General features: G+C 67.8%; 20 protein-coding genes. 10 read left to right on the top strand and 10 right to left on the bottom strand.

From position 1 onward, the window contains the following. Positions 1-324: 324 nt before the first annotated feature. The 7 genes from HHL21_RS07305 (at position 325) to HHL21_RS07275 (ending at position 11,470) form a co-directional block, all read left to right on the top strand. The gene (locus tag HHL21_RS07305) at positions 325-3,357 is read left to right on the top strand and encodes a penicillin-binding transpeptidase domain-containing protein (protein ID WP_229496168.1); all 3,033 of its coding nucleotides are present in this window, start codon (positions 325-327) and stop codon (positions 3,355-3,357) included. Positions 3,358-3,451: 94 nt separating this feature from the next. After that, on the top strand, positions 3,452-4,597 hold the full coding sequence (locus HHL21_RS07300) for a hypothetical protein (protein WP_169464605.1): 1,146 nt from the start codon (positions 3,452-3,454) through the stop codon (positions 4,595-4,597). Between the two features lie 12 nt (positions 4,598-4,609). After that, on the top strand, positions 4,610-5,161 hold the full coding sequence (locus HHL21_RS07295; protein WP_169464604.1) for a hypothetical protein: 552 nt from the start codon (positions 4,610-4,612) through the stop codon (positions 5,159-5,161). 9 nt (positions 5,162-5,170) lie between these two features. Then, positions 5,171-6,151, top strand: coding sequence for a hypothetical protein (locus HHL21_RS07290; protein WP_169464603.1), 981 nt, complete (start codon positions 5,171-5,173; stop codon positions 6,149-6,151). Continuing rightward, positions 6,148-7,137, top strand: a complete 990-nt coding sequence (locus HHL21_RS07285) for a hypothetical protein (RefSeq protein ID WP_169464602.1) — start codon at positions 6,148-6,150, stop codon at positions 7,135-7,137. The genes HHL21_RS07290 and HHL21_RS07285 overlap by 4 nt, the downstream gene beginning before the upstream one ends. A gap of 98 nt (positions 7,138-7,235) precedes the next feature. Further along, positions 7,236-9,284, top strand: a complete 2,049-nt coding sequence (locus HHL21_RS07280; protein ID WP_169464601.1) for an SPFH domain-containing protein — start codon at positions 7,236-7,238, stop codon at positions 9,282-9,284. Positions 9,285-9,292: 8 nt separating this feature from the next. Then, positions 9,293-11,470, top strand: coding sequence for a bifunctional serine/threonine-protein kinase/formylglycine-generating enzyme family protein (locus tag HHL21_RS07275; RefSeq protein ID WP_169464600.1), 2,178 nt, complete (start codon positions 9,293-9,295; stop codon positions 11,468-11,470). Here HHL21_RS07275 and HHL21_RS07270 read toward each other — a convergent pair. The 5 genes from HHL21_RS07270 to HHL21_RS07250 form a co-directional block, all read right to left on the bottom strand. Further along, on the bottom strand, positions 11,445-12,080 hold the full coding sequence (locus HHL21_RS07270; protein ID WP_169464599.1) for a hypothetical protein: 636 nt from the start codon (positions 12,078-12,080) through the stop codon (positions 11,445-11,447). The genes HHL21_RS07275 and HHL21_RS07270 overlap by 26 nt on opposite strands. Before the next feature lie 105 nt (positions 12,081-12,185). Then, the gene (locus HHL21_RS07265; protein WP_169464598.1) at positions 12,186-12,689 is read right to left on the bottom strand and encodes a DUF1801 domain-containing protein; all 504 of its coding nucleotides are present in this window, start codon (positions 12,687-12,689) and stop codon (positions 12,186-12,188) included. A 48-nt stretch (positions 12,690-12,737) separates the two neighbouring features. Beyond that, positions 12,738-14,054 (bottom strand): FHA domain-containing protein, encoded by a 1,317-nt coding sequence (locus HHL21_RS07260; protein WP_169464597.1) that lies wholly within the window; start codon positions 14,052-14,054, stop codon positions 12,738-12,740. 64 nt (positions 14,055-14,118) lie between these two features. Further along, a complete protein-coding gene (locus HHL21_RS07255; protein WP_169464596.1) occupies positions 14,119-15,090 on the bottom strand; it encodes a PP2C family protein-serine/threonine phosphatase in 972 nt (323 codons plus the stop codon). 22 nt (positions 15,091-15,112) lie between these two features. Then, positions 15,113-16,366: an MFS transporter gene (locus HHL21_RS07250; protein WP_169464595.1), complete on the bottom strand. Its 1,254-nt coding sequence runs from the start codon at positions 16,364-16,366 to the stop codon at positions 15,113-15,115. 123 nt (positions 16,367-16,489) lie between these two features. Between HHL21_RS07250 and HHL21_RS07245 the strand changes: the two genes are divergently transcribed. Continuing rightward, entirely contained in the window at positions 16,490-16,957 is a 468-nt protein-coding gene (locus HHL21_RS07245; RefSeq protein ID WP_229496164.1) for a GNAT family N-acetyltransferase, read from the top strand. On the opposite strand, the gene HHL21_RS07240 is transcribed toward HHL21_RS07245, so the two are convergent. The 5 genes from HHL21_RS07240 to HHL21_RS07220 all read right to left on the bottom strand — a co-directional run bounded on the left by HHL21_RS07240 (position 16,928) and on the right by HHL21_RS07220 (position 22,683). Continuing rightward, positions 16,928-17,344 (bottom strand): SH3 domain-containing protein, encoded by a 417-nt coding sequence (locus HHL21_RS07240; RefSeq protein ID WP_169464593.1) that lies wholly within the window; start codon positions 17,342-17,344, stop codon positions 16,928-16,930. The genes HHL21_RS07245 and HHL21_RS07240 overlap by 30 nt on opposite strands. A gap of 3 nt (positions 17,345-17,347) precedes the next feature. Continuing rightward, the gene (locus HHL21_RS07235; RefSeq protein ID WP_169464592.1) at positions 17,348-18,838 is read right to left on the bottom strand and encodes a hypothetical protein; all 1,491 of its coding nucleotides are present in this window, start codon (positions 18,836-18,838) and stop codon (positions 17,348-17,350) included. Further along, positions 18,816-21,026, bottom strand: coding sequence for an FtsW/RodA/SpoVE family cell cycle protein (locus HHL21_RS07230; RefSeq protein ID WP_370659680.1), 2,211 nt, complete (start codon positions 21,024-21,026; stop codon positions 18,816-18,818). Before HHL21_RS07230 ends, HHL21_RS07235 begins: the two co-directional genes overlap by 23 nt. 140 nt (positions 21,027-21,166) lie before the next feature. After that, a complete protein-coding gene (locus HHL21_RS07225) occupies positions 21,167-22,135 on the bottom strand; it encodes a protein kinase domain-containing protein (protein ID WP_169464590.1) in 969 nt (322 codons plus the stop codon). A gap of 74 nt (positions 22,136-22,209) precedes the next feature. Beyond that, the gene (locus tag HHL21_RS07220; protein ID WP_169464589.1) at positions 22,210-22,683 is read right to left on the bottom strand and encodes a YMGG-like glycine zipper-containing protein; all 474 of its coding nucleotides are present in this window, start codon (positions 22,681-22,683) and stop codon (positions 22,210-22,212) included. 218 nt (positions 22,684-22,901) lie between these two features. On the opposite strand from HHL21_RS07220, the gene HHL21_RS07215 reads away from it, so the two are divergent. Together HHL21_RS07215 and HHL21_RS07210 are read left to right on the top strand one after the other, a co-directional pair. Then, positions 22,902-24,038 (top strand): metallophosphoesterase, encoded by a 1,137-nt coding sequence (locus HHL21_RS07215; protein ID WP_169464588.1) that lies wholly within the window; start codon positions 22,902-22,904, stop codon positions 24,036-24,038. A gap of 86 nt (positions 24,039-24,124) precedes the next feature. Then, entirely contained in the window at positions 24,125-25,549 is a 1,425-nt protein-coding gene (locus HHL21_RS07210; protein WP_169464587.1) for a M20/M25/M40 family metallo-hydrolase, read from the top strand. Positions 25,550-25,584 lie beyond the last annotated feature (35 nt).

Genomic DNA, 25,584 nt, shown 5'->3' with positions numbered 1-25,584 from the left:
TCAAGGTTGGTTTCGATGGATTCACTGTAGCCACGGGCGCGCTTTCGCTCCACCGGATTGCGACAAGCCGTAGTTTTCGCGGCCCGACCTGCGTAAAAAGCGCGACGAAACGATACGGCAGAGATAACTTTTGCATCCCCCTCCGCTAAGGCAGTGCAGGCCCGGCAGCAGCGCGGGCCACGGGCGGGCACGGGGAGCGCAATTGCTATGAACGGCTGGATCAGCGAGACATTGCGGTCGGCGGCGGGCCGCCGTGCGGCGTGGCGGCGCGAGCGGAACTTCACCGCTGCGACGAGGCCGCGTCGGCCGCGCAGCACTTGGCGCTTGCCGTCGCCTTCACCGGTGCAATGGATCGCTGCGGCAGGCTGCATCGCAGCGTTCGGCGGCGCGATGGTAATCGCCGGCCACGCGCGCCAGCTGGCACTGTCCACGGATGCCCGTAGCTCCGCCGCCGACATTTTCCAGCCGGTAATGCCCGCCGCCGCGTTCAGCGTGCCGGCCAGCCCTGGGATCACATTCCAGCACGCCGCCGCAGGCGCCTTCCTCGTCTCGTCAGGAATGCGCGCCGCGCCGGCGGTCGTCGTCGACCTGTGCACGCAGGCCGCAGGGCGCCGGCTGCTGCCTGTCCGGGCGGGCTACCACTTCGCCGATGTTGCACGCTGGGCCGCGCGCAACGAAGCCCAGCCGGGCGCGGTGTCGCTGCGCCACGTCGCACTGGCCGCGCCTGACGTTACCGATATGCCGCGCCTGACCGTCACCGGCAGCATCGGCGCGGACAAGCTGCAGGTCGAATGGGAAGGGCGCGGCCCCGTTGTACGGTGGCTTTCTGACGCCAGCGGCGGACGAGTCAGCGAGGGAGCGCGCGGCAAAGGCGCGCTGCTTCGCGAGGGATGGCTGGCCTGGGGTGGCGGCGCGGCCCTGCGGATCCAGCGCCGCACCAATCGCGCCTGTCCCGAGGCCGGCGACCTGGTCATGCAGGTATTCCGGCCGGATGGCATCAGGGCGGATAAGGCGATCGTCCATGCGTTCCCGATGGAAGGGCAGCCGGTGTCCGCATGGATGCGCCCCGGCGAATACCGGGTCAGCACAGCTCCCTCGCCAAGGCTGGAGGACCAGCAGTTGTTCCAGGGTCTCGCCGAACGTGGGCTGGTCAGGCTTGGCGCCGGAGGCATTGCTGAACTGGCGCCGCGCGACCTGGCGGCTTGGCGTGCCGCATCCGGCGGCGCGCGCGCCGTCGAGCTGCCGGCATGGCGTCAGGTGCCGCAGGACGAACATGCGCAGGCGCTGCTCGAACGCTTGTACCGGATGGCCGACGGCGCTTTCGTGCGCGAACAGGTCAGGATCTTCAACAGCGAGCGGCGCCTGCTGGCGTGGCGCGTCCGGCCGGTCAGCGCCCACGGCGACTGCCAGGCGAACGTCGGCAATGCCGCCGCGCCAACGACCGGCGCGATGCCGTTGGCGGCAAGCAGGCTGTTTGCCGAACTCCCGCAAGGCTGGGCGCCGTGGACCCGCATCGCGCGGTGGCCACAGGCGGCCGGTGCGGCAAGGGCCCAGGTGACGCTTGCGCTGCCGCAGCCGGCGGCCGGAGGGGAAAGGCTTCAGCTGCTGCTCGCCGGGCGTGTGCTCTCGGTCGATGGCGCCAGCATGCGCGCGCACCCGGCGCCCGCGTGCACGGGGCGCGCCTGCCCGTCCGCCGATGCGGTCCAGCTGCTCGACCTTGAACTTACGCCGGGTGCGCGCAGCATTTCCATCCACGCGACGCCAATCGAAATGGGGGCGCTAGCCGCGCCGGCGGACCAGAAGTACCGCCACCTCCGCGTGGAGGGCGGGCGCCTTGCGTGGCATGCGCTGCTGCAGGACGAAGGCGCGCAGCGCCGTGCCGCATCGGCCGACGTGCGGCTCGAAGATCGCAACGGCACAGTCCTCTGGAGCGGCGGCAGTCCGACACCGGCAGCCATTGACGCGGGCCTCGCTCCATTGCTCGGCATGCGCAGCGACCACCCGAACAGCGTCGCCGGCATGCTCGCGCGTCTTCCCGCCAGCGGCGGGATGCACAATGCCCGCCTGAGCATCGATCTGGCGCTGCAGGCCTCCAGCCAGGCGGTGCTCGACTGCCTGGGCATGCGGCGCGGCCGGTGGGACGGCGCGCGCTGCCACGGCGGCGAGCCGGTTCCGCACGGGCGGCAGGCAGGGATGGTCGTGCTCGATGCCGAAACCGGCGATGTGCTGGCGGCAGCCGGCGCGGGGGCGGGCGCCGTCACCGCGGCGAACTGGGACGAGGTGCGTGATTTCGACCGTACCAACCCGGCGCGCAGCGCCTTGCGGCTGCCCGCCTTCCAGCATGACGGCGGCGTCCACCGCAGCCCCGGCTCCACGTTCAAGGTAGTCAGCGCGCTCGGACTGGAGCTGGCGGCCCGCCGCGATCCGCAGATCGCTGCACTGCTGGCCGGCCTGCCGCTCGACGCGATCAACCAGATGGCCGCGCGCAAGGGGTACGCATTCCAGACCAACGCCGCCACCTATCCGTTCCAGACGCGCCAGGCGCACATCACCAATTTCCGCGACCAGCACCTCGACCGGCGCGCCCATGACGGGCGCCTTGGCCTGGCGCAGGCGCTGACGTACAGCCTGAACACCTGGTTCGCCTGGTCCGGGGAGCTTGCCGACCGCAGCCTGTTTGGCCGGCCCGAAGGCGGCGCCCCCGACCTGCATCCGCTGGAGCCGGGCGCCCTCGACAGCATCCGCCCGGTCATGGGCATGGCGCGCCAGCTCGGTTTCGGCAAAGCGTGGCGGCTCGACGGCGGCCTGCTGCCGCCGGAATACCCGTGGTCGCAATGGGACGCGCTGCAGGCCAGCGCCGCCCGGGTCGACCCGGTGCATACGCGCCATGAGCTGCGCCAGATGGCGATCGGGCTGCGCATGCAGGCGACGCCGCTGCAAATGGCGCTTGTATCGGCGGCGGTCGGGCAGGGCGGCCTCGCCGCTCCGCGACTCCTGCTGGCGCTCGACGGGCGCGAGGCTGCGGTAAGCAAACCCGAACCGCTCGGCGTCCGCCTGGACCGCGTTCGCGCCGGGATGAAGGGAGTGATCGATTCCGGCACTGCAGCCGCCGCGTTCAGCGCTCCGCAACTGGCCCACATACGCGCGGGACTTTCCGGTAAAACCGGCACCGCGCCCACCATCGGCGACCGGTCGACCGTGTGGTTCACCGGCTGGCTTGAACCCGGGACCTTGCCGAACCAGCCCCGCCGGCTCGCCATCTCCGCCTTCATCAGCCACTCGGAAGCAACCGGTGGCGGCCATGCCGCGCCGGTGGTCGCAGCGGTGCTCGCATCGATGGAGCGAGCCCGGCAGTAAGCAGTTTCAAGCGTGCCTCGCGAATCTTATTCGTATGGCATGATTTTACGAACCGCCGAGCGGGCGGTTTTCGCTGTTCTGGACGAGGATTGGCATGCGCTTGCCGGGAACCCGTTACCAGGAGCACGGCTGGGAACACGTGCGAAAACTGCTGGGGCAATGCTCCCTGCAGGCGCTCGCCAGCCTTTGTCCGCGGCTTCCCGACTTGTCGCAGCAGCAAGCCTGCCTCGATGCCTACCTTGATGCGATGGCCGAGCTGTTGCACGCAAACCGGCGCTGCGCCCGCGCCACCGCTCCCGGCAACAGCTACGGCGACAGCACGCTGGAACTGGCGCTCGAATTGGTGTGCGAACTGCAGGCCCGTCCCGCCGACTGGGCCGCCTTCCGCAGCGCGGTGGCGGCGGAACATGCGCGCTGCGGCGCCTTCTGGGACGGCCCCGGCGGCGAGGCCATCCTGCGCAAAAAGGTCAATGACATGTTCGCCGTCCTGCGCGACAAGGTCGACTCCGACAACTACCAGGTAGCGTGCGGCCGCAGCTGCAGCCCGAACAAGATGTACGCCTACCGCATGCTCGACACGGCCAGTTCCGAGATCGCACGCATCTTCGGCGCATGGCGCGAGCACCGCGAGCAGGTCGCCGCGATCATCGGCCGGCCGGTCGAGGGCGTGCCGATAGAAGTGCGCCAGATGCGCGGCGCGGGCGACTGCAAGGCCGGGTGGGTGGTCAGCTGGAGCGAAACGCTGGAGCGTTTCAGCGGCGCGCCGGGCCCCCTGCATACGCGCTCCAAGCGCTTCGCCAACCTCAAATCCAGTCCCGAAAAAATCCGTGCCATGCTGGCCGAAATCGGCGAATACGAAGAGCTGTCGTCGAACCGCGACTGCGACCGCATGCTCGATGCGAACGAAGCCGCAGAATGGCTTGAGGACCTGTGGCGCGTTGTCTCCGAATCACGCGCCGGCGACGACCCGGACGACGCTCCGCCCGGGCCCGCGGCGGCCGACGCCGCAAGCTGGACTGCGCAGGCGCTGGCCGGCAGTTCGCTTCCGGTCTATCTCGCCGTGTACCTGAAGATGGTGGGCGGCGCCGACGAGACCTACCCGGACGAATGGCTGGACCCGGCCACCGGCGAGCTTCCGACGATGCAGCAGCTGGCACTGCAGGACCATGTATCGCTGCCGACCTTGCGCAAGCGGCGCGACCAGGCAATCGCAAAGCTGATGGGCGCAGCCCGGCCATAAAAGGAGAATCACGTGACCAGTCCAAACCTTGACACCTGCAGGCTGCGCGAGCACCTGCTGCTGGCGCGCCGGGTAGAAGGCGACCGCCTGATGCTGACCGATGCCTGCATGCGCGAGGCCCTCGACGGCGTGCGTCCGCTGGCCGGCGCGGAACGCGCAGCGCTGGAACAGTCTCCGCTGACATTGCGGCGCTTCCGTCACCTGGCGCTGGAACGCCGCGCCGCCGAGGCGTGGGCAGGCAGCGCGGGCATGCTGCGCGCTGCCGCCAGCGGCGAAGCGCTTGCCGGCCTGTCCACCGACGACGGCTGCTGGACGCTGCACTTTGTCGAAGATGGCGCGAAGTGGCAGGTGATCCTCGCACTGGCGGCGGTTGCGCCGTTCGCCGCGCGCCTGATGCGCGAACCGACCCTGCTGCGTGTGCGCGATGGCGCCGGAACGGTTGTCCTGCAAGGCCATCTCGACGCCGACGGCGAATGCGAGGGCGTGTGGCCGTTCGTATCCGACCCGGCGCCGCACTTCCAGCGGCACGGCGGCGGCTTCGCTGTCGAACCGGTGCGCGCATAGGCCGCCGCGATGGGTATCTTCAGGCGGCGCGAAACGGAGGGCGTTCCCGGCGTGGGAACGGTCGCGTTGCGCGTATCCGGCCTGGCGCCCGGCTGCATTGGCGTCGCCTGCGACGGGCAAGGCGCTACCCGGCGCATTGCCCCCGGCTCGCGGACATGCCTTGCAAAGGGCGAGCTGCTGTACTGTTTTCACCCCGGTCCCTACACGGTAGACCTGGTTCCGTTCGCCGCCGCGCCGGAAGCCGGATTGCGGCTGGTTTTTGTCGTCGATGCGCCCGACCCGCGTGTGGCGCAACAGCGTTTCGACCTGTTCCTCGCCAGCGAGGCCGGAGAACGGCTTGAACTGGCCGGACTCCGCTGCGCCATCGAGCAAGCCATCCGGCGCGAACTGGTTCAGGGAAATATCGAGCTGCCGCCTTGCGCGACGCTCGGCGAGTGGGATGCATTCCGCGCCGGCGTCGACGAACTGCTGTACATGCGCTTCGGCGTGACTGTCGAGGACTGCATGCCCGCGGACGTCGGCGATTACGCGGCGCTGCTGAAGGCGCTCCCATCACCCGGAAATCAAACCGCTGCTCCTGTTGTGCCAGAGCTTGATTCGCCTGGCGACGATGCGCATGCGTTACGCCGGCTGTTCCTCGAACTTCCGCGCCTGACGTCGGCCTTGCGGCTTGTCGCGATGCCGCCGGGCCTGGAGCTGTTCCGCCAGCACCAGGCGCTGCTGCGCCGCCTCGACCAGGTCAGCATGTCGGTCGCCACGATGCCGGCGCTGGAACTGGCCGCACCAGGCCAGCGCCTGGACCTGCGCCAGCAGGTCCGCCGAACGCGGCACAGCGTACTTGCGTCGAAGGCGCTGGACGAAGCGTGGGCGCTGCTGGCACGGATCAGGGGCGGTCCGCTGGCGGCCGTGATGGATGACTTTGATCGCATCGTCGCCAACCTCGAACACGCCAGCGCCGCGCGCAGGTCGGCCGAAGGGGAGGCGCCATGAGCGAGTGCCGCAGCACGCTCGCGGACGGCTCCGTGCTGTCGGTGACCGCGGTGCGCCGTCCGCGCGCGGGACGGGCGGAGGTCAAGTGCAGCGGGCCTGGCGGGCCGGCGCTGGCCGAACGGATGCAGCAGGTAGCACGCCTTGCGCGCCTGACCGAAGCCCGCCATGACAGCCGCGACCAGGTGCTGGTGACGATGGACCGCGCGCCGGGACCTGGGGAGCGCGACTGGGAACTGGCCGTGGTGCTGGCCGACCGCATGGCGCGCGGCGTCATTCCCGACGCTCCGCTGCACGCCAACGGCTGGTCCGACCATTGGCAGCTTGGGCGGGTCGATGGCCACGCTGTCACACCGGCCGGGTCGAACCACGCGCTGCTGCGCGGCGGGCCGGGCCAGCTTGCATTCCTCGGCGCCCTGGCCGGGCAGCCCGACGCCGGTGACGCCGTATCGACCGCGCGCGCATGGTTCCCGCTGCACAGCGGCGGCATCAACGACAGCCTGTGCTGGGTCGAGGTCAGCGTGTACCCGCTCGACCAACCCGCCGGTGAGGAAGAAGACACCATCGCGGCTCCCGGTCTCGACCTGACCCGCCAACTGGCGGTGCGCCAGGCGCTGGCCGGGGCCCGCCGGTTCGATGCAAGGGGCGAGGGCCGCTGGCGCACAGCCGTGCGCTTCGCCGAGCCCCGGTTCCAGGGCAACTCCTTCGAACTGGCGCTGGTCGTCGCCGACCGCATGGCGCGCGGCCGCGAATTCCTCGCGCGAGGCAGGGTGATCGCGACCGGATGTTCGTCCGCCTGGCAGTCCGGCCGGGTCGACCCGGTACAGGGCTGCGAGCCGAAATGCGTACTGGTGCTGTCCCAGGCCGGCGCCGGCGACCGCGTACTGCTGCCGCGCGCGTGGGAGGGCGAACTGCCCGCCGGCTTCGCCGCTGCCCTGCGCGCGAAGGGCGCCAGCATGGCCTGCATCGACCGGATAGGCATGCCCTGAGCAGGGGGGCGCACGCTTGAGCACGGCAATGTGAAGCTCGGCTGTCCCTGCTAGAATTAACTTGCGTACAACACACTCAAGGCCAACCAGGAGTCGAGATGTTTCAGATGTTCGGATTCGGCGGCGTCAAATGTCCGCGCTGCGAGCACAAGAATACCGGCGATTCCGGCTATTGCTCCCGCTGCGGCCTGACCTTGGGCGCGCCCCGCAGCGAACCGCTGCTGCGCGACAACCGCTGGATTCCAGGCGACGGCGAACTGGCCGTCTTCTTCGGCGTGCGCGAATTGTCCGGCCTGTTCGTCAAAACCCTGCGCGTTCCGGCAACCGCCCGCGCATACATATTGCAGCGCGATAAGGCAACCGAAGTACCGCAGGGCGAATACGAGATCGAGGGTTTCTTCTCGCGCCTGAACAACCTGCTGCGCGACCAGCACGCCGAAATCCTGATCACCCGCAGCGCCGCCTTGCCGGTCGATTTCAGTTTTGGCGATCTGCGCACGGCCGAACACCTGGCTGTTTCGGCCAGCTTCCGGGTGAGCCTCAAGATCGACCAGGTCCCGATGTTCGCCCAGCATTTCATGACCGCGCCAGGGACCGTTACCGCCGAACACCTGCGCGATTTGCTGGCGCCGTCGGTGCGCCAGCTGGCCGCGGAGTTTGTCGCGTCGCAGTCGCTGCGCGACATGGCGGCCAACCGCGAACTGCGTCTCCAGCTCGATGAACGCCTGCAAAGCGCGTTGAAGATGCGGCTCGCAGAATATGGCCTGGCGGTGGTGCAGGTCGACACGCTGTCGCTGCATCACGATAAATTCGACGCCAACCGCGAGCGCATCGGCAGCTTGTGGATGGTGACCGACGAACGCCACGTCAAGCTGGAACACGAAAAGCAGCTCGACCAGCTGTACAACGACGAGGAATGGCAGCGCATCCGGCGCGAGGAACAGGATGTGCGGCTGCGCTACCGGCGCGCCGAGATCCGCCAGCAAGAAACCGTCGAGCGCGCCGAGCTGTCGGTGCAGCACGCCGAGCGCGTGCACGCGCTGCGGGCCCGCGAGATCGACCTGTACAGCCGCATCCTCGAGTCGAAGAACCGCAAGGAGGCGATCATGCGCGGCGCCGGCGACATGCTGGCCGAGCTTGAGCACGAACTATCCAAAAAAGGCAAGGCGCGCGCCGATGAGGCGGCCGACTGGGAACACCTGCGCCAGCTGGCCCGCATCCGCATGCATACCGAACTGGAAGCGGCACGCCAGGACGCCGGCAACGCGCAGCTGCTGGCGCGCCAGCGCTTCTCCCACCAGCTGCTGCAGCAGCAGATCCAGAACAAGATCACGCAGGCGCTGGCGATCGAAGACGAAACGCGCAAGCGCGCCGAACTCGCGCGCCTGCACGAGAGCGAGCGCGAAGCGCAGGAATACGATCGGGCGCTCGAACGCGAGCAGCAGCGCGCCAGTGTGCAGTCGCTGGCGCTGGTCAACGCGGCGCGGCGGCGCGAGGCGGAGCGCGAACAGGAATGGGAAGACCAGGTCGCGCTGGACCGCCAGCGCGACCTGCTGCGCGCGTCCGGCCGCGCCGACGCCGATGCGCAGCACGAAAAGCTGATGCGGACGATCGAAGCCGATGCGCTGCACACGCACAAGGAGCAGGAAACCCTACTCGACGCCGAGGAACGCCGCCACGCCCTCAAGCGCCAGGAAAACGAAGCGCAGTGGCAGCACGAGCTGCACCGTATGGACCGCATCGGCGGCCTGGACGATACCGCGAAGGTGGTGCTTGCGCCCGCTGAAAATGCGGCCCTGCTTGCCGATTACATGAAAACGCAGGTGCATGCGTCGATGAGCGCTGGCCAGCTGGAGGCGCTCGGCGGCGTCAGCCCGGTCGATGCGGCGAAGCTGGCCGACGAGCGGGTGCGGCAGGACCGTGCCCGGCGCGATCTCGAGGTGGACAAGGACCGGCAACACCAGGTCGACCTGATGACGCTCCAGAACGACGTCAACAAGGCGGCGTTGTCGACACAGTCGCAGCTTGGCGTCGGCGTGGCCCAGGTGCGCGGTGCGATTCCCGCGATGCGAACCTGTCCGAATGGCCATATCGCCGGACCCGGCGACCGCTTCTGCGCGCAGTGCGGCGCGCCGCTGCAACCCTGAGCCATGCCATGCACACCGCGCATGAAAAAATCCGCGAGTTGCGCTCATTGCATGAGGACGGCCTGCTAAGCCAGCAGGAGTTCGACAGCCGCAAGAACGCCATCCTCGACGCGGAGTATGCGCTGCCGGATGCGCGCGGCAACCAGTTCCCCCCGCGGCCGGGCACGGAACTTGGCCTGATGGCCGGCATGGAGGTCGGCCCGCCGGACCGCCGCTACCGCCTCGAACGCCTCATCGCGCACGGCGGCATGGGCCAGGTGTGGCAGGCGACCGATCTCGCTACCCACGCCGAGCTTGGCCACAGCGCGATGGTCGCCCTGAAAATCCTGCCGCCGCAGCTGACCCAGAGCGCCGCGCGCGCGCGCCTGCTGGTCGAAGAAGCGACCGAGGCCCGCAAGCTGGCGCACGAGAACATCGTGCGCGTCTACGAATGGGCGCGCGACCCGGCCACCACCAGCTACTTCATCATCATGGAATGCCTTGAGGGCGAGGACCTCGACGGCGTGCTGGCGCGCGAAGGGCGGCTCACCCTCGAGCGCGCGCTGGCGCTAACCGCAGCGATCGCGGCTGCGCTGGAATACGCATGGGACAGGCGCAAACTGGTCCACCGCGACATCAAGCCGGGCAACGTGTTTGTGACGGCGAAAGGCGATATCAAGCTGCTCGACTTCGGCATCGCGGCGCGGGTCAGGCAAGGTACGGGCAATGCTGCGGCGGAAGCGCCAGGCAGCGCGGGCACCGCCGGATACCGCGCCCCTGAAGCCGGCACGCCGCGCCGCGAGCCGGCGCAGTCGCTCGACGTGTACGCGGTGGCCATCATGATCTACCAGATGCTGGAGGGCCGGCTGCCGTTCCGCGCGCCGCGCAGCGCCTCCGACCAGGCGATCAAGCCGGCAAGGCTGAGCGAAGGGCAGTGGGCGGAACTCCAGCGCGGATTCGCATGGGACAGCGGCGCGCGCCCGCAGACCGTCATGGAACTCGTGGCAGCTTTGCGCAACGCGGCCGCCGACGAAACGCATGCCGCCGCGGAGCCCCCGCCGAACGAGGTCCAGTCCGAGGCCGCCAGGCTGGCCAAACTCGCCCGCCAGAAGCTGCAGCGGGAAGAGGCGAAGCGCACGCGCGCCGAGCACGATGCGGCGCGGCGTGTGCGCCGGGAGGCGCTGCGAGAACAACTGCGCGAGCGGCGCGCCGCCGGCATGGAGAAAGCGCGCGTGGCGGAACAGGAGCAGCGCCGGGTTCACCAGGCCAAGGCGGCCGCGGCATATCGTGCCGAGCAGCAGCGTGCCCGGACCGAGAACGCCGGTGTCACGCCACCGCCTGTCGCCGACGCCGAATCGTCGCCATCGGAGCATGGCATCCTGCGCGATGCCTTCGTCGACGGCAGCGGCCACGGCCCGGCGATGGTCGAGATAGCGGCGGGACGCTTCCAGATGGGTTCTCCCGAACATGAACGCAAGAAGGCGATCGAGGCGGGCGCGCAGCTGGCGTGGCTCGAACGCGAAACGCCGCAGCACTGGGTCGGCATCGAACAGGCATTCGTCCTCGGACGCTCCGCGGTGACCGTTGGAGAATGGCGCCGCTTTGCGATGGCGGCGAACTGGCGGCCGCATGGTGAGGTCAACTGGGCGTCGCCCGGCTTTCGCCAGGCCGAGGATCACCCTGTGGTCGGCGTCTCATGGGACGACGCGCAGAAGTATGTGCGCTGGCTGAGCGAACAGACTGGCCAGCACTACCGGCTGCCGAGCGAAGCCGAATGGGAGTACGCCTGCCGTGCCGGCACCAAAACCGCATTCTCGTTCGGCGACAGCATCGACACCAGCCGCGCGAATTACGACGGCAATTACAGCTACGGCGGCAGCCCGAAGGGCGTATTCAGGCAGGGCACCACGCCGGCGGGCGCTTTCGCGCCGAACCGCTGGGGGCTGTACGACATGCACGGCAATGTGTGGGAGTGGGTGCAGGACGTCGTGCACGACAATTACATCGGCGCCCCGGCCGATGGGGGCGCGTGGGAAGAGGGCGGCGACCAGGGCCGGCGCATCCTGCGCGGCGGCTCCTGGCTGTACAACCCGCGCTACCTGCGCTCGGCGCTGCGCAACGGCTATTCGGCAGTGCTGAGCAATGACATCGTCGGCTTTCGCGTCGCGCGCGCCCTCGCCGTCACAGGCAACCTTCAACGTAACTGACGGCAGGCTCAAGTCCGGCGCGGATCTTGGTAATCCTCTTCCCATCGTCCTCCATCACAATCGCGGTCCTGGCGTCAGCGCCCCGGACGGTGAGGTAGTGCCCATCGGGGACGTATTTGTGCGGTCCGATCACGATGGCCGGATGCTTCTTCTTCGCCTGCTCCAGCGTGTCGCCGACCGCCAGGCCAAGTTCGTTCGGCAGGCCGGCATCGGCATCGGCCCGGGTAAGGACGCCGTTTTCGACCATGAAACGTACGCCGGGCAACTTATCGAACCGGATGGAGCTGCAAGCCGGATCTTGCACGCCTGGGGGCTGGCTTTTTTCGCCAAGCAATTGCTCCATGTCGCTGAGCTTGGCGCCAAAGCGCACCGGGCCATAACCCTGGGTGGACAATACCGGGCTGGCGCTGGCCGCTGCGCGCGGGGCTGCCTCGGCAGGAGGCGGCTCCTTGCATGCCGCTAAGGTAAGCAACGTGGTCATCATCAGGATCGGCATCCGCATCCGCATCGTTGTACCCCTTGTCGTCATAAAAAACTGCAAACCGCGCGCCGCGCCGCGTACGAAGAGTCTAAAGTGGAAGCGCATGTTCAACCGTACGGAGGACATCATGCATTTCAGAATCCCTGACGACATACGTATCCCGGCCATCGTCTTCACCCTCGAAGCGGTGATGCTGTCCGGACTGGCGCTGATCTTCCTGGTGATGATCCCGGACTAGACCTTCCGGCTGGAGCGGCCGCTCCCTGCGGCCGCCAGGCCCTGCTGGTAGCGTTCGATGTACAGCTGGGCCGGCATGCGTCGGACGGCTTCACCAATCACGTCCAACGGGACATCCTCCAGCTTCTTGAAGCGCACGCAGCTTTTCCCCATGTCGAGTTGCTTCTTTCCAGCCTTCGCCCACGCGTCGCGGAACCATTTCACCTCGTCGGTTTCCTGGTCGCTGGCGCAGCCGAAATACAGCCCCATCAGGTACAGCGAAATATGGTTTTTCTGCGATGCCAGCCCGGCAAACGGCAGCGGCTGCTTCGGGTCGCAGTGGTAGCCGGCCGGGAAAACATCGTGCGGCACCGCATAGCCGATCATCCCGTATTGCATCGTTTCGCGGTAGCCGCTGTCGAGGTTCGCCAGAATGACATCGCGCACCGCTTCGACGATCGCGCGGCGCTCATCGGGCAGGGTATCAAGGTAGGCATCGACACTGGTCGCTGCTGACTGCATGTTTGTCTCCTGTCAGGTTGTGGCCGGGTTGCCATCCGAAGAGTAGCATCAAGCGAAAGCCGGGTCAGGAATGACCGCTACCTGGGTCCCGCCTGCAGGGTCCAGGCGCCAGAAGCCGCCGTTGTGATGGAACAGCAGCGGCATCGCGGCCGCCCGCGGGAGCATGGCCGGCCGCACAGGTTCGCGGCCGGGGTGGCGTTCGGGATCGACGAGGACAAAGCATTCGTCCTGCGCGCCGTCATCTTCGCGGTGCAGGACGAGACCCGTCGGCAGCAGCGCGGTGACGACCAGCTGCACGACGCCGCGCACGCTGGCCGTCATTTCGATGCGCGTGCCAAGCCGCAGCGGCGCCGGCTGGTGTTTTCCGGGCCAGGCGCCGTCCACCAGCAGGCCGTAGCGCGACACGTCCTCGATCTCGAATCCGTTGCCGCTACGGCGGATAACGGCGTGGCGCGCGGACAGTCGCCTGGTCAGGCCGCCCTCATCACGATGGCCGCCGCCGGCGAAGTGCGCAAGCGGGATGGCGGCAGCGCTGTCGTGCGGGTCGAATCGTCCCAGTACGAATTCATCGAGCGCGAACATGCGGATGTGTCGCGGGAGACTGGCGCTGGCATCGTGATTTGACACCTCGCCTGCAGTTGCCGGATGCGGGTGCTTTTCCGGTTCCTCGGGTATCTCGATTTCAATCAGGTCCTCGTCCCATGCGATGCTGGAAAAGCCGACCGCGACCCTGCCGTTGCGCGCATCGAGGTCGAGCCGCGCGATCGACGCATTGCGTGCAGTGACGCCGATGTCCAGCCGTCCGCCGCCGGCCTGCGCGCTGACCCGCGCGATCGATCCGTCGTCCGCTGTCACGCTGACGTTCTTGTGGGTGGCGAGGAAGGTCTGGTGGATTTCGGACAGGCTGGCGTCCGATCGCGGCACCAGGATGATCAGCGTGCACACCCAGCGCCGCCGGACATGCGTGCCGTGGCTGCAGCGCAGCTCGGCCTCGACGCGGTATTGGCCGTGCTCCTTGTCGCGCGAGCTGAATTCGACGAACTGCGGGCGCCAGTGCCCCTGCAGGTTGCGCTCGAAAGCGTGGCGCGACGCGCCGCCCGGGAACAGCGCCGACGCCAGTTCCATGGTGATGGCGGCGGGGGCGTCTTCCGGCATGCCGCGCAGCTCGACCTTGATGGTCTGGCGGCCGCCGGCGGCGCGCGGATCGAAGCCGCTGATGTGCAGGAGGGGGCGCGGCGGCTCGCCGGGAAGTTCATCGGCGGCCAGCGCGGCGGCGGGCTGGAGATGGCCGCTCGGGCACGCGCGCTCACCAGGCAGTACCCACTGGGTGCAGTACGGATGCTCTGGATGACTGCATTTTTTCATGACTGGCCCGGCCGTTCATTCATCGGCTGAGCGTACCTGTTTTCAGCGCGCGGTGGCGCAGGGCTCAGGATGGTCCGCCGGGCAGGGCGGTCTCATCGGCGGCCGGCTCGGCCTGGACCCGCAGCAGGATGGCGGTCAGGTTGTCGCTGTGCAGGTCCGCCGGCGGATTCATGCGTATTTCCTCGAACAGGGCGGCGCAGGCGGCATCGGCGCGTTGCGCGCTGGCCAGCACTGCCGGCCAGCGCGATACCCAGGCCGATGCGCCCGAACAGGACCAGAAGCCATCGGTGGCGAGCAGGTAGTCGGCGCCCGGTTCCAGCTCCACGGCGCGGCGGTCCTGCAGGTGGCCCAGGAAATCGGGCAGCTCGCGCGGGGAGAGCGCGAACAGCGGATCCTCCAGCTGGGCCGGGTTGGCGAATGCGTTGCCAAGAAGAAACGCCTGGGAGATCTGCGAACGGTGTTCGCCGTGCACCTGCTGCCACCATTCCGTTTCGCCGATCAGCCCGGCCATGGCGAATGCCGTTGCCGGCACATGATCGACTGTCAGCGGCGCGGCACGGCCACCGGCCACCCTGTACAGCCGCGAATCGCCGACATGGAACAGCAGCGCCGGTTTGCCGAGAGGAATTTCAAGCAAAGTCAGGGTGGTGCCCGGGCGGCGGTCGACCTGGGAATCGTCGCCGAACACGGCTTGCAGGTGGTGGTGCAAGCTGTCGAGCCGGTCGGACAGTTCGCCGAGCGTGGCGCAGGCGGGCATCGCCAGCATGCCGGCGACGACAGCTTCGGCCGCCTCGCGCCCGTGGCCGTGGCCACCCATGCCGTCCAGTACAGCCAGGCGGGCGTGTCCCTGGGGCCAGCCGCTAACCGTCGCCGTGGACGCCTGCTGGTTTGCGAGGAAGGCGGCATTGCCGTTGGCGTCGATCAGCAGGAAGTTATCCTGGTTCTCGGCGCGCGGCCGTTCGCCTTCGCCAATGCTGCTCTGCGCAGCCACGTCGAGGCGGGGACCGAAGTAAAGGCTGTCTGGCGCTGTGATCATTCCGCCAGCTTAGCCGAATTAATCAGATCGGGTTGTCGTGTTTACGTGTCGCCAGCATGACGGCATTGACGACCAGGCAGGCCCCGGCGACGGCAAATGCGACCTTGACGCCAGCGCCGTCGGCCACCCGGCCCCACACCAGGCTGCCAAGCGCGTAACCTCCCGCCATGACGAACAGGTAGATCGACAGCGTGCGAGCCCGGAGGCTGTGCGGGAACGAGGCCTGCGCCGCGGCGTTCATCGTGGAGACGATGGCCGACCAGGCCATGCCGCCGCAGACGATCAGCGGCACCAGCAGCCAAAGCGAAGTAATCAGCGGCATCAGCATCAGCATCAGGCCATACACCAGCAATGCGCCGGACAGCAGGGTCGTCTTGTCGAAGCGGACGCGCAGGCTCGGAAGCAGGAAGGCCGCCAGCACCGCGCCCGCGCCAAGGCTGCCCATCAGCGTGCCGAAGGTGCTCGAGTCGAGCCGCAGCACATCGCGCACGAACAGCGGCAGCAGCGCCGCGAACGCGATACTGGCGAAGAAGACGGTGCAGACGTTGACCAGGATGCGCCGGTAGCGCCCGCAGCCGAACGCCGTCGACAGGCCGGCCTTCATGCTGTGGACGAAGCCGTGGCGCGCGGCGGTATTTGGAAGCCGCTCCTGCCACCACGCCCAGTACACGCTGAGCAAGCCGACGAAGGAAATGGCATTGACGAGAAATAGCGCACCCGCGCCGATCCAGTTGAACAGGATGCCGCCCAGCGCCGGGCCGACGATCGAGGCGACGCTGTAGCTCAGGTTATTCAGCGTGGCGGCGGCTTCCAGTTCGTCCGGCTCGACCAGGCCGGAAACCGAGGCTTGCCAGGCTGGCCATACAAAGGCCGACCCGGTGGCCAGGCAGAAGGTCAGCGCGAGCACTGGCGGAGCCGATGCATTGCCGCTGATGACCAGCACGGCCATCGCGCACGCGCACAGCGCCATGTACAGGTTACAGAAGAACAGGAATTTTGGACGGTCGACCGCGTCGGCGATCACGCCGGCGAACAGCGCGAACAGGAAGATCGGGATGTAGGTCGCGGTCTGCACCAAGGTCGTGATCGCCGCCGATTCAGACATCGAGGCGATCAGCCATGCCGACGCAAAGGTCTGGGTCCAGGTGCCGAGGTTCGAAACGAGGTTGGCCATCCACAGGCGCCGGTAGCGCGGATGCCGCAGGGGCTTCGATAACGGAACCCGCGTGCGCGCGGGCTGCGCAGGCAGCGGGGAAGACAAACTCGATTTCGGCATCCGGCTAGTCTACGGACGCCGCCGTATAGCGTCAACACGCGAACACATGCCTGTGCAGGTATGGTATTTTGGCCATGCCAAACTGGCAAGACATCGGACGGAACGATTATGCTTTTGCGGGAAATGAATGATGCCGATATCGGCGCGGTCGCGCGGCTGCTTGAAGTGCTGGCGCGCGACTACTTCCTGGAGACCTGTTCGCCGGAGCAGGCCTCGACCTTCCTGCGCGAGAACGACGCCGCGGCGTTGCGGCGGCTTGTCCGCGAGGGTTATGTCTATCACGTCGCCGAGGTGGATGGGCAACTGGCCGGGTTCATCGCCGTACGCGAGCGACAGCACGTGTTCCACTTGTTCGTGGCGGCGCAGTTCCACCGGCAGGGCATCGGCCGAAAGCTGTGGGAGCATGCCAGGGACGTTGCCATGACGGGCGGCTCTGATGGTGGCTTCACTGTGAATGCATCGAACTACGCGATGCCGATGTATGAAACGCTGGGGTTCGTACGCACCTTGCCGACGCAGTGCAAGAATGGCCTGGAGTTCAATCCGATGGTGCTCGGCCCGTCAGTGGCGCCTCTCGTCCGCACGGCGTAGCCACAGGCTGCTGGCCCATCCGGTTACCTGGGCACCTCCGATCCTTGCGCGCACCTGCCACCAGTCGCCGTCGCGCATGCCGGTAGCGGCGACGATCGCGCCCGCCGGCACTACCGCGAGGCGCTTTGCACTAGTGCCAGTGCCGTCGCGCAGGTTCAGCGCGCGGAATACCTGATAGTGGCGGGCTGGCTGCTCGTAGCGCGAAACAGGCGCCGGGCCTGGTGCGGGCATCGCGGCCGCCAGCATTGCCCCGATGCCCCAGGTCCCGGCCACCACAAGCGCCATTGCGCGGGCGTTCAGCCGTCGCCACCAGCTGGCTGGCGTCAGCATCGACGCCAGCGCCAGGGTGACCAGCAGGCCAATGCCGTATGCGGCGAACGTGGTCATGACTCAGGCGTCGAAACGCAGCACGTAATGGCCGGCGACCAGGTGATGGCCGGCAGGAAGCAGGTAAGGCGTATCCGCACTGGCCTCGCCGATCGCGGCGACGAAGCGCATCTGCTCGTCCAGGTGGTAAAGCGCCTGCGTCGCGCTGAGCCTGCCGATCTTGTAGCCGCCGCTCGCCGCCTCGAAGCTGAATGCGGTGCGCGACAGGCCGATGCGGTCGGCGCTGGCCACATCGATGCCGTCCGCGCGGTGCAGGAAGCGCGCGGAATCGAGCACCCGCAGGCTGGCCAGCATCGGCGCGCCGCGGCCGAACACAAAGCGCACTCCGCTCGCCACCGGCACGCTTGGCGGCGCGGCCAGGCAAACGATGGCGCAGTAGCGGTCCGCCATTTCGGGCGGCGCTTCGCGCAGCGCGATCGGAGCTGAATCGACCGGCGTGAAACTGGCCGGAATGCTGATGCGCTGGCGCCCGGCCGCAGTCACCGCGTGCAGTTCGTCGGTGTCGTCCACCGCGAACCTGATGACCGAATCGTTTTCGCTGGCGGTCACGCCGAGCGCGGCGTCGAAGCCGACCTCCAGCATGCGTGCTCCGGTTTCGCGGTAGCGGCTCAGGCGCGGCAGGGCGAGGGCGGCAAGGCTCACGCGCTGCTGGGCGACTGGCGCGTAGGTCGCATCGCCTTCCGCTGGCGGGCGGATGCTGGCCATGGCCTCGTCCCCGGCGCGCGGCTTCCATACCGTTGCCGGCTTGACCGGCTCGGGGGCGGGAGCGGCCGCTGCCACCGGCGCGCCGACGCGTGTCACCTTGAGGAACAGGCGTGCATTCGCGCCCTTGATCACGTAGTAGCCGCTGAGCGGATCGAAGCTGCAGTCGAGGGCGTCCTTCGGGCGCACCTGGACTTCGACCGGGGCATCGGGGCCATCGTTGATCAGCAGGATCGCGCCGACCGCTCCGAACGGCCAGCCCGGCACGGCGTGGCTGGCGCTGGCGCCGTCAATGCCGATCAGCGCCAGGCGCTGGTCCGGATAAATCGGACAGACCGGTTTCCAGATGGCGCTGTCGGTGGACGCCGCGACCGAGTACAGGATTTTTTCTTCCGGCGCCGGCAGGTAGACCGCGTGCCCGAAGCGCACCTCGACCTGGCCTGGCTCCAGCGTGGCGGCGCCGACGACGTCGTAGCGCACCTGGTCGCCGCCCAGCAGGTCGCCGAAATCCTTCTGGTGCAGCGTCGCCAGCGACTGCGCCAGGTCGCGCACGCGCGCGCCGCGCGTCAGGTGGCGGTCGTCGTCGACCTGGTCCTGCGGCAGCGCCAGTGTGACGTGCGAGAAGCAGCGCGTGGCCGCGCGCCCGCGATGCTCGCGCGGCGAACGCTCCAGCAAATCGCGCAGCAGCGGCTTGCGCGAGAACAGGGCCAGGCCGGGGGCCTGCCAGATGGCTTCGGCGTTGAACACATCGTTCACCCTGCCGAGCACTTCATGTTGGACATAGACTGGCATCTCGACTCTCCTCTAAAGATTGTGCACTGACTGCATCGAACATAAGCAGGGGGCAGATGAAAAACAGCAGGTGGCTGCCGCCCGCCGACAAGAAGCTCATGGGCTGGCCCATGACCGGGAAGATCGCCAGGTTGGTTCCCCACGACAGTACGAAGTGTCCAAGTACGAAGGCGGCGCCGCCGCACAGCGCGAAGCAGCGGAAGCGGCCCAGCCAGGCCTGGCGGAAGTCGCCCGTCGCCCTGGCTGTGGCATTCGCGCGCGCTGCGGTCTGCAGCAATCCGAGGACAAACAGCGCCTGCAGCAGCCACAGCGCAAGGCCGGCGGCAAGGCCGTGGCGGTTGAGGAAAAACGAAGGCGCAAAATCGTCCTCCACCGCCGGTACCAGCAAGGCGCTCGATCCAGGCAAGCCAAGGTTGGCGACGCCTAACAGGCTGTCGCTGCCAAGCCAGGCGCCTTCGGCGATCGCACGCGCGCCAAGCAGGAGCTGCTGGCCGGTGTGGGGATGGGTGGACGGGTCGAGCCATACCATGAAGCGGTCCGCATAGAAACCGAGGTCGGCCACTTGCTGCGGGCCGGCGCCGCGCATGAGGGCGATGCCGCCTGCCAGCGCCAGCACCGCGCACGCTACCGCGGCGGCGCAAGCCCGGCGGCGGCTTGCGAGCGACCATGCGAATACCATCGCGGCGCTCCACAGGCCAAGCAGGATAAGGGGTGAATAGTCGTCGACCTGTACCAGCGCGAAGCCGGTCATTGCGAGGAACAGCAGCACCGGCGCGCCAAGCCTGAACCAGCGCAGCGGCAGGCTTGCATCGGCAGGCGCCGCATGCCAGCCCAGTCCGATGGCGAGGCAGTGCGCGGTCAGCACGGTGAGCGCGAGCTTGGCAAATTCGACCGGCTGGACGTCGAACACGCCAGTCTCGTTGCCGAACGCGACCTGCAGCAGGAGGGCGGCGAGCGCGCCGATGGCCAGTATCGCGAAGCCATATTCGATGCGCGCCTGCGGTGCGAGACCGCGCCGGGCACCCATCCATAGCCGGATGAACGATCCCGCGCCAAGGCCGATCGCCAGCAATGCCGCGGTCTTCTGGAAGTGCCGCAGCATGGATGACTCCATCGCTGCGAGGCCGAGTTCGAGCTGGGCGAGAAGGCCGACGGCGACCAGCAGCACGCCCGCCACGGCCGCCACGCCGAGCCGTCCCGGCGCCAGCAGGCAGCACCACAGCGCCGCCCACCCAAGCAGCGCCGATATGCCTGCACCAGGCGGCGCGCCGCCGCGAAGCACCAGCAGGAAGGCCACGCCGCATAGGGCAACCATCAGGCTGGCGCCCGCAGCGGCGCGCGTATGCGTGCTCACGCCGCGAACAAACGGCCAACTGCCGCGACACCGTGCGAGCACGCCTGCCAGTGCCAGCAGGACCATAGCGGCGATCAGTCCACCCGCCGCTGGAAGCGACCACAGCCCCCGCTGGCGCCATTGCCACTGTACGCCCGGCGGCAAGAGCACGCGCGGCTCGGCGTACAGCGCGACGTGGCGCTGCGGTTCCAGCAGCAGGCGCGCGCCGTCGGTGCGCAGTGAAAGCCGGGTGCGGCCGGCCGCGATGGATTCGACGCCCGCGAGGGCCACCTCTTTCTCGGCGAGGTTGCCGGCCACGCCGTCGATGGTGAGCATCAGCGGGATGCGCTGGCCGTCGGCCGCTGGTACCTCGATCAGGAGCCCGCCGTCCGCCCGCCGTATAAGCGCGCTGCCTGGCGCGACGTAAGCGACACCGAGCCTGTTATCGCAATGGAGATTGCCGCCAAAGGAAAGCGGGCGCGCAAATGCCAGTCCCGTCCGGTTCCAGAGTGCGCGTGCGCGGGAACCGATCGAGGTCCCGGGACATGATGGCTGCATCTGGCCATCCCGCAGCAAGACGGCGCCGTCGTAACGCCACGCGCTGCCCGCGCCGGTGAAAGCGACTTCGCGCGAATCGGCGGAAGTGAGGGTGAACTGTTCCTGGCCGATCCTCAGCTGCTGTCCGGGGGCCGGCCTTGCGGTACCGGTGCGGGAGTTCGCTTCGCGGCGTTCAAGCGCCACCTGCTTGCCCGCGCTGGTGTTTCGTAGCCACCAGCCCCCGTCCGCGTCGCGCCTCAAGCGGATATGAGCGGGGTCGGCCAATGGAGCCGCAAGTTCACGTTGGCCAAGTGCCACTGACTCCCCTGGCGCCAGGGTTACGCCAATGACCGCCGGCGACCAAAGCGCCGGGGCACGCAGAAGGCCAAACAGCTGAAGCGCGCACAGAAGGGCAAGCAGCGCAATTGCGATGGTCCGCCCGACGTATGCGCGCGGCTTCATGGCACGGCCCGGGCGCGGATTGCAGCGATCATGCGTGCGATCTGCATGCCGTGGGCAGGGCGCTCGCACCGGTCCGCCGCCAGCAGCGCACGCAAGAGCGCGAGCGATGCACAGGCGCCTGTCGTCCGCAAGCCGCCTGCGCGCTGGCGGATGCGCCGCACAAACAGTGCCGCTTCGTCCCCGCACAGGGTAGCGGGCAGTTCGCCATGGTTCGCCGCCAGCATCTGCTGCGCTCCGCGCGACTGGTGCTCGCGCCAGGCTTGTCCGCAATCGCGGCAGAAACGCAGCGGCAGTCCGTCGGTGACAAGGTAATAAAACATCGCGCCCAGCGCGAAATAATCGCTGCGCCAGTCGGTGTCGTAGGTGTTCTTCGGGGTGGCGAAAAACTGCTCGGGCGCCTGCCAGTTGGCGGTGCCCGCAAAGCCGGCGCAGGGCGCGCCGGCGCGCGCGCGGCTGGTGCCAAAGTCGGCCAGCTTGACGTTGTCACGGGAAGCGCCGAGCAGCACATTGGCCGGCTTGAGGTCGAGGTAGTTCCAGCCGTACTGGTGGACCTTGGCGAGCGCCTGGTTGATCTGCTCCATCCATCCGAGGATGGCGGCGAGGCTCGCGCGGCGTCCGGCGGCGCGTTCGCCGGCGAGGTGGCGTCCCAGGTCGGTGTCCATCAACTCAAGCGCCATCACGGGCAGGCCGTCATGGTCGCCGCTGTCGAGCAGGCGCACGATGTGGCGCTCGTCCCACGGACGCAGGGAGCGGAGGAAGACTATTTCGGTGTTGGCGCTGGCGATCCAGCGGTCGCGATGGGCGGGCAGGGCGCGCGCCATTTGCGGGCGATTGACCAGCTTGAGGGCGACATCGGATGACGGCCCGGCGGCCTGCCAGACCACGCCGTAGCTCGATCCGGCGAGCTGTTTGCGCAGGCGGTAGGCGCCTGCTCCGAGCGGTACGACTTGTCCTGCTTCCAGCATGGTTCCCCCCGCGGCAGCGCGTAACGGCAGATGCCGTCAGCGCTGCCTAGCGGGGGGATGGGGAAAGCTGCTGCTTAGCGGTATCCGTAACCGTAACCGCGGTCATCGTAGCGGTCGTAGCGGTCGTAGCGGTCATAGCCACGGCGGTGGTGGTGGCCGCGGCGGCCATGGCGCTTCTCGACATAGACCACCTGCGGTTGCGCGTAATAGCGGGCCGGCGCTTCGTAGTAGACACGGCGCGGCTCGTGGTACACGCGCTCCTGGACGTAGACTGGCGCCGGCGCATAGCCATAGCGGCGGTCGTCATAGTAACGGCCGTTGTCGTGGTATTCGGCCTGGTACGAATTGCCGCGCGAGCCGGAGGCGTTGCCGACTGCTGCGCCAATCACGCCGCCAACCAGTGCGCCGTTACGGCTGCCGGTCGAGTGACCGATGGCAGCGCCGACAACTGCGCCGAGGGCTGTATTGACGCCGCGGTCGTTGGCCATCGCGCTGGACGAGAAAGCCGTTGCAGCCAGCAGGGCGACACCGATAAGTTTTTTGTTCATGGTGGTAAACATGGCGGTTCCTTCTGCCACAACTGGATCGGAATGATCTCAAACAGCGCCGGGCATGACTCCACTATATCGATTGCCAAAATAGTCGCTATTGTTAATACAGAATATTACAAATGCAGCGATGACCGTAACAACACCTGTTCCCCTTGCAGGAAACCGGATAGCACCCCATTTGTGGTGAGTGTTGTGCTCAATTACCGGATTTCCCAATGCCCCCACGCCGCGTCACCTTGATGGTATTCGCCCTGTCGGCCCTGCTGCACCTCTACGTGGGCATGCGCCTGCTGCCGTCGATCGAGCCGGAAGGCGTGTGGGCGGCCGCCGCGTATTTGCTGCTTGCGGCGTCGGCGCTGCTGGTGCCCGCCGGCCTGCTGGCATCCGGCCTGCGAAGCTTGCGCTGGTCCGACCAGCTGTCGTGGGCCGGCATGCTCGCGATGGGCATGTTCTCGTCGCTGCTGGTCCTGACCTTAATGCGCGATGTGACGCTGTTGATTCTTGCGCTTATCGGCGGCGCGGGAAATGGTTTCGGCCGCGGCAGCGCGATTGCCGTTCCGCTGCTTGCACTGGCCGCCACGCTGGCTGGCTTCTTCAACGCACGCCGGCTGGCGCGCGTGGTCGAGGTGGATGTGCCCATCCCTGGCTTGCCGAAGTCCTTGCACGGTTATTCGATCGCGCAGATATCGGATGTCCATATCGGCCCGACCATCAAGCGCAGCTACCTCGAGGCGATCGTCGCGCGGGTCAATGCGCTCAAGCCCGATGCGATCGCCATCACGGGCGACCTGGTCGACGGCAGCGTCCAGCGATTGTCGGCGCATACCGCGCCGCTTGCGAACCTGGCGGCGCCGGACGGGACCTTTTTTGTCACCGGTAACCATGAATACTATTCCGGCGCCAGCGAATGGATCGCCGAGCTGCGTCGCCTCGGACTGACGGTCCTGAACAATGAGCACGTCGTACGTGAGCGCGGAGGCGACGGCGTGATGATCGCGGGCGTGACCGATTTCACCGCCCACCATTTCGATCCTTCGCAGCGCAGCGATCCGCGTGCCGCCGCTGCGGGCGCGCCGGCGAATGTGACGGTGCGCGTGCTGTTGGCACATCAGCCGCGCAGCGCCGAAGCGGCGGCCGCCGCTGGCTTCGACCTGCAGCTGTCGGGCCATACGCACGGCGGGCAGTTCTATCCGTGGAACCTGTTGGTTCCGCTGCAGCAGTCTTTCACGGCGGGCCTGAACCAGGCCGGCGCGATGTGGGTATATACAAGCCGCGGCACCGGATACTGGGGGCCGCCGAAACGCTTCGGTGCGCCGTCGGAAATTACGCTGCTGCGCCTCGTCACCGCATAAGCCGGATTAACGTAAAGACAGCAATTTCCGTTTAGATGCGCTATTGTTTTGGATCTTATAAAAACCGATCCCGAAGGATACGCCGCATGCCACGCAAGCTACTGCTGTTGACCGTACTCGCAAGTTCCATTTTCGCTGCAAGCGCCTTCGCCGCCACGCCCGGCAACGACCCCGCCGCACTCGTCAAGATCCGCGACACCGCGCTGGCAAGCGACTGGGCCTACGAGCGCCTGGCCGACATGACGGACCTGATCGGCCCGCGCCTGTCCGGCTCCGCCGGCGAAGCGGCGGCGATCCGGCAAGTGGCGGACACCATGCGCAAACTCGGCGCGACAGTGACGCTGGAGCCGGTCAAGGTGCCGCATTGGGTGCGCGGCGTGGAGACGGGCGAACTGGTCGATTACAAGGGCCGCCCCGATGGCGTCAGCCAGCGCGTTGTGCTGACGGCGCTGGGCGGATCCGGCGCCACGCCTGCTTCCGGCCTGAATGCGCAGGTCATCGTGGTGCGCAGTTTCGACGAACTGAAGGCGCGCGCGGCCGAGGTCAAGGGACGCATCGTCCTGTTCGACGTAGCGTTCGACCAGTTCATGGCCGACCGCGGACTGGCCGGTCCGGCCTACGGCCAGGGTTCGCAGTACCGTACCAACGGCCCGCGCATGGCCGCGCAAATGGGCGCTGTGGCCGCGCTGGTGCGTTCGGTCGGCGGCGCCAACTACCGCATCGCCCACACCGGCGCCACCCGCCTCGACGACAACGCGCGCATTCCTGCCGCCGCCGTGTCGGTGGAAGACGCGATGCTGATGTCGCGCCTCGCAGCGCGCGGACCGCTGGCGATGCACCTGACCCTGACGCCGCAGACCCACCCCGACGCCGACAGCTTCAACGTGATCGCCGACTTCCCCGGCACCGACAAACCAGAGGAAATCGTGATCGTGTCCGGCCACCTCGACTCGTGGGACCTTGGCACCGGCGCGCACGACGATGCGGCCGGCGTTGTCGGCGCGATGGCGGTGGTGGACACGCTCAAGAAGCTGAACTTCCGACCGCGCCGCACGATCCGCGTGATCGCCTGGGCCAATGAGGAAAACGGCACGCGCGGCGCTCGCGCTTACCTGGAGTCGAACAAGGCGAAGCTCGAAACGCATATCGCGGCGATCGAAAGCGACAACGGCGCCGGGCGTCCGTTCGGCATGCGCATGAGCGTGGGCGCGCAGGCAGTCAAGCTGTTCGCGCCTTTGCAGGCGGTGCTGCAGCCAATGGGCGCGAGCGCGTTCCGCCGTGAAGATGTGCTGGGCACGGGCGACCTGTCGGGGCTCGAGAAAGCGGGCGTGCCAAGCTTCGCGCCGCTGGTCGACACGTCGACCTACTTCCACTATCACCATACGGCGGCGGATACGTTCGACAAAGTGGACAAGGAAGACTTGCGCCGGCATGTGGCGCTGATGGCGTCGACCGCATGGTTCCTCGCCAATATGGAAGAACCGATCGGACGCTGGAGCGAGCCGCGCTAAGCGGAAAAAGGCGGGACGGGGCCAGTCATGCTGCC

This window comes from Massilia polaris (assembly GCF_012927275.1).
Lineage (GTDB): Bacteria > Pseudomonadota > Gammaproteobacteria > Burkholderiales > Burkholderiaceae_D > Telluria_A > Telluria_A polaris.
Note: the sequence above shows the minus strand (reverse complement) of the source record. Positions and strands in the feature narration are given on the sequence as shown.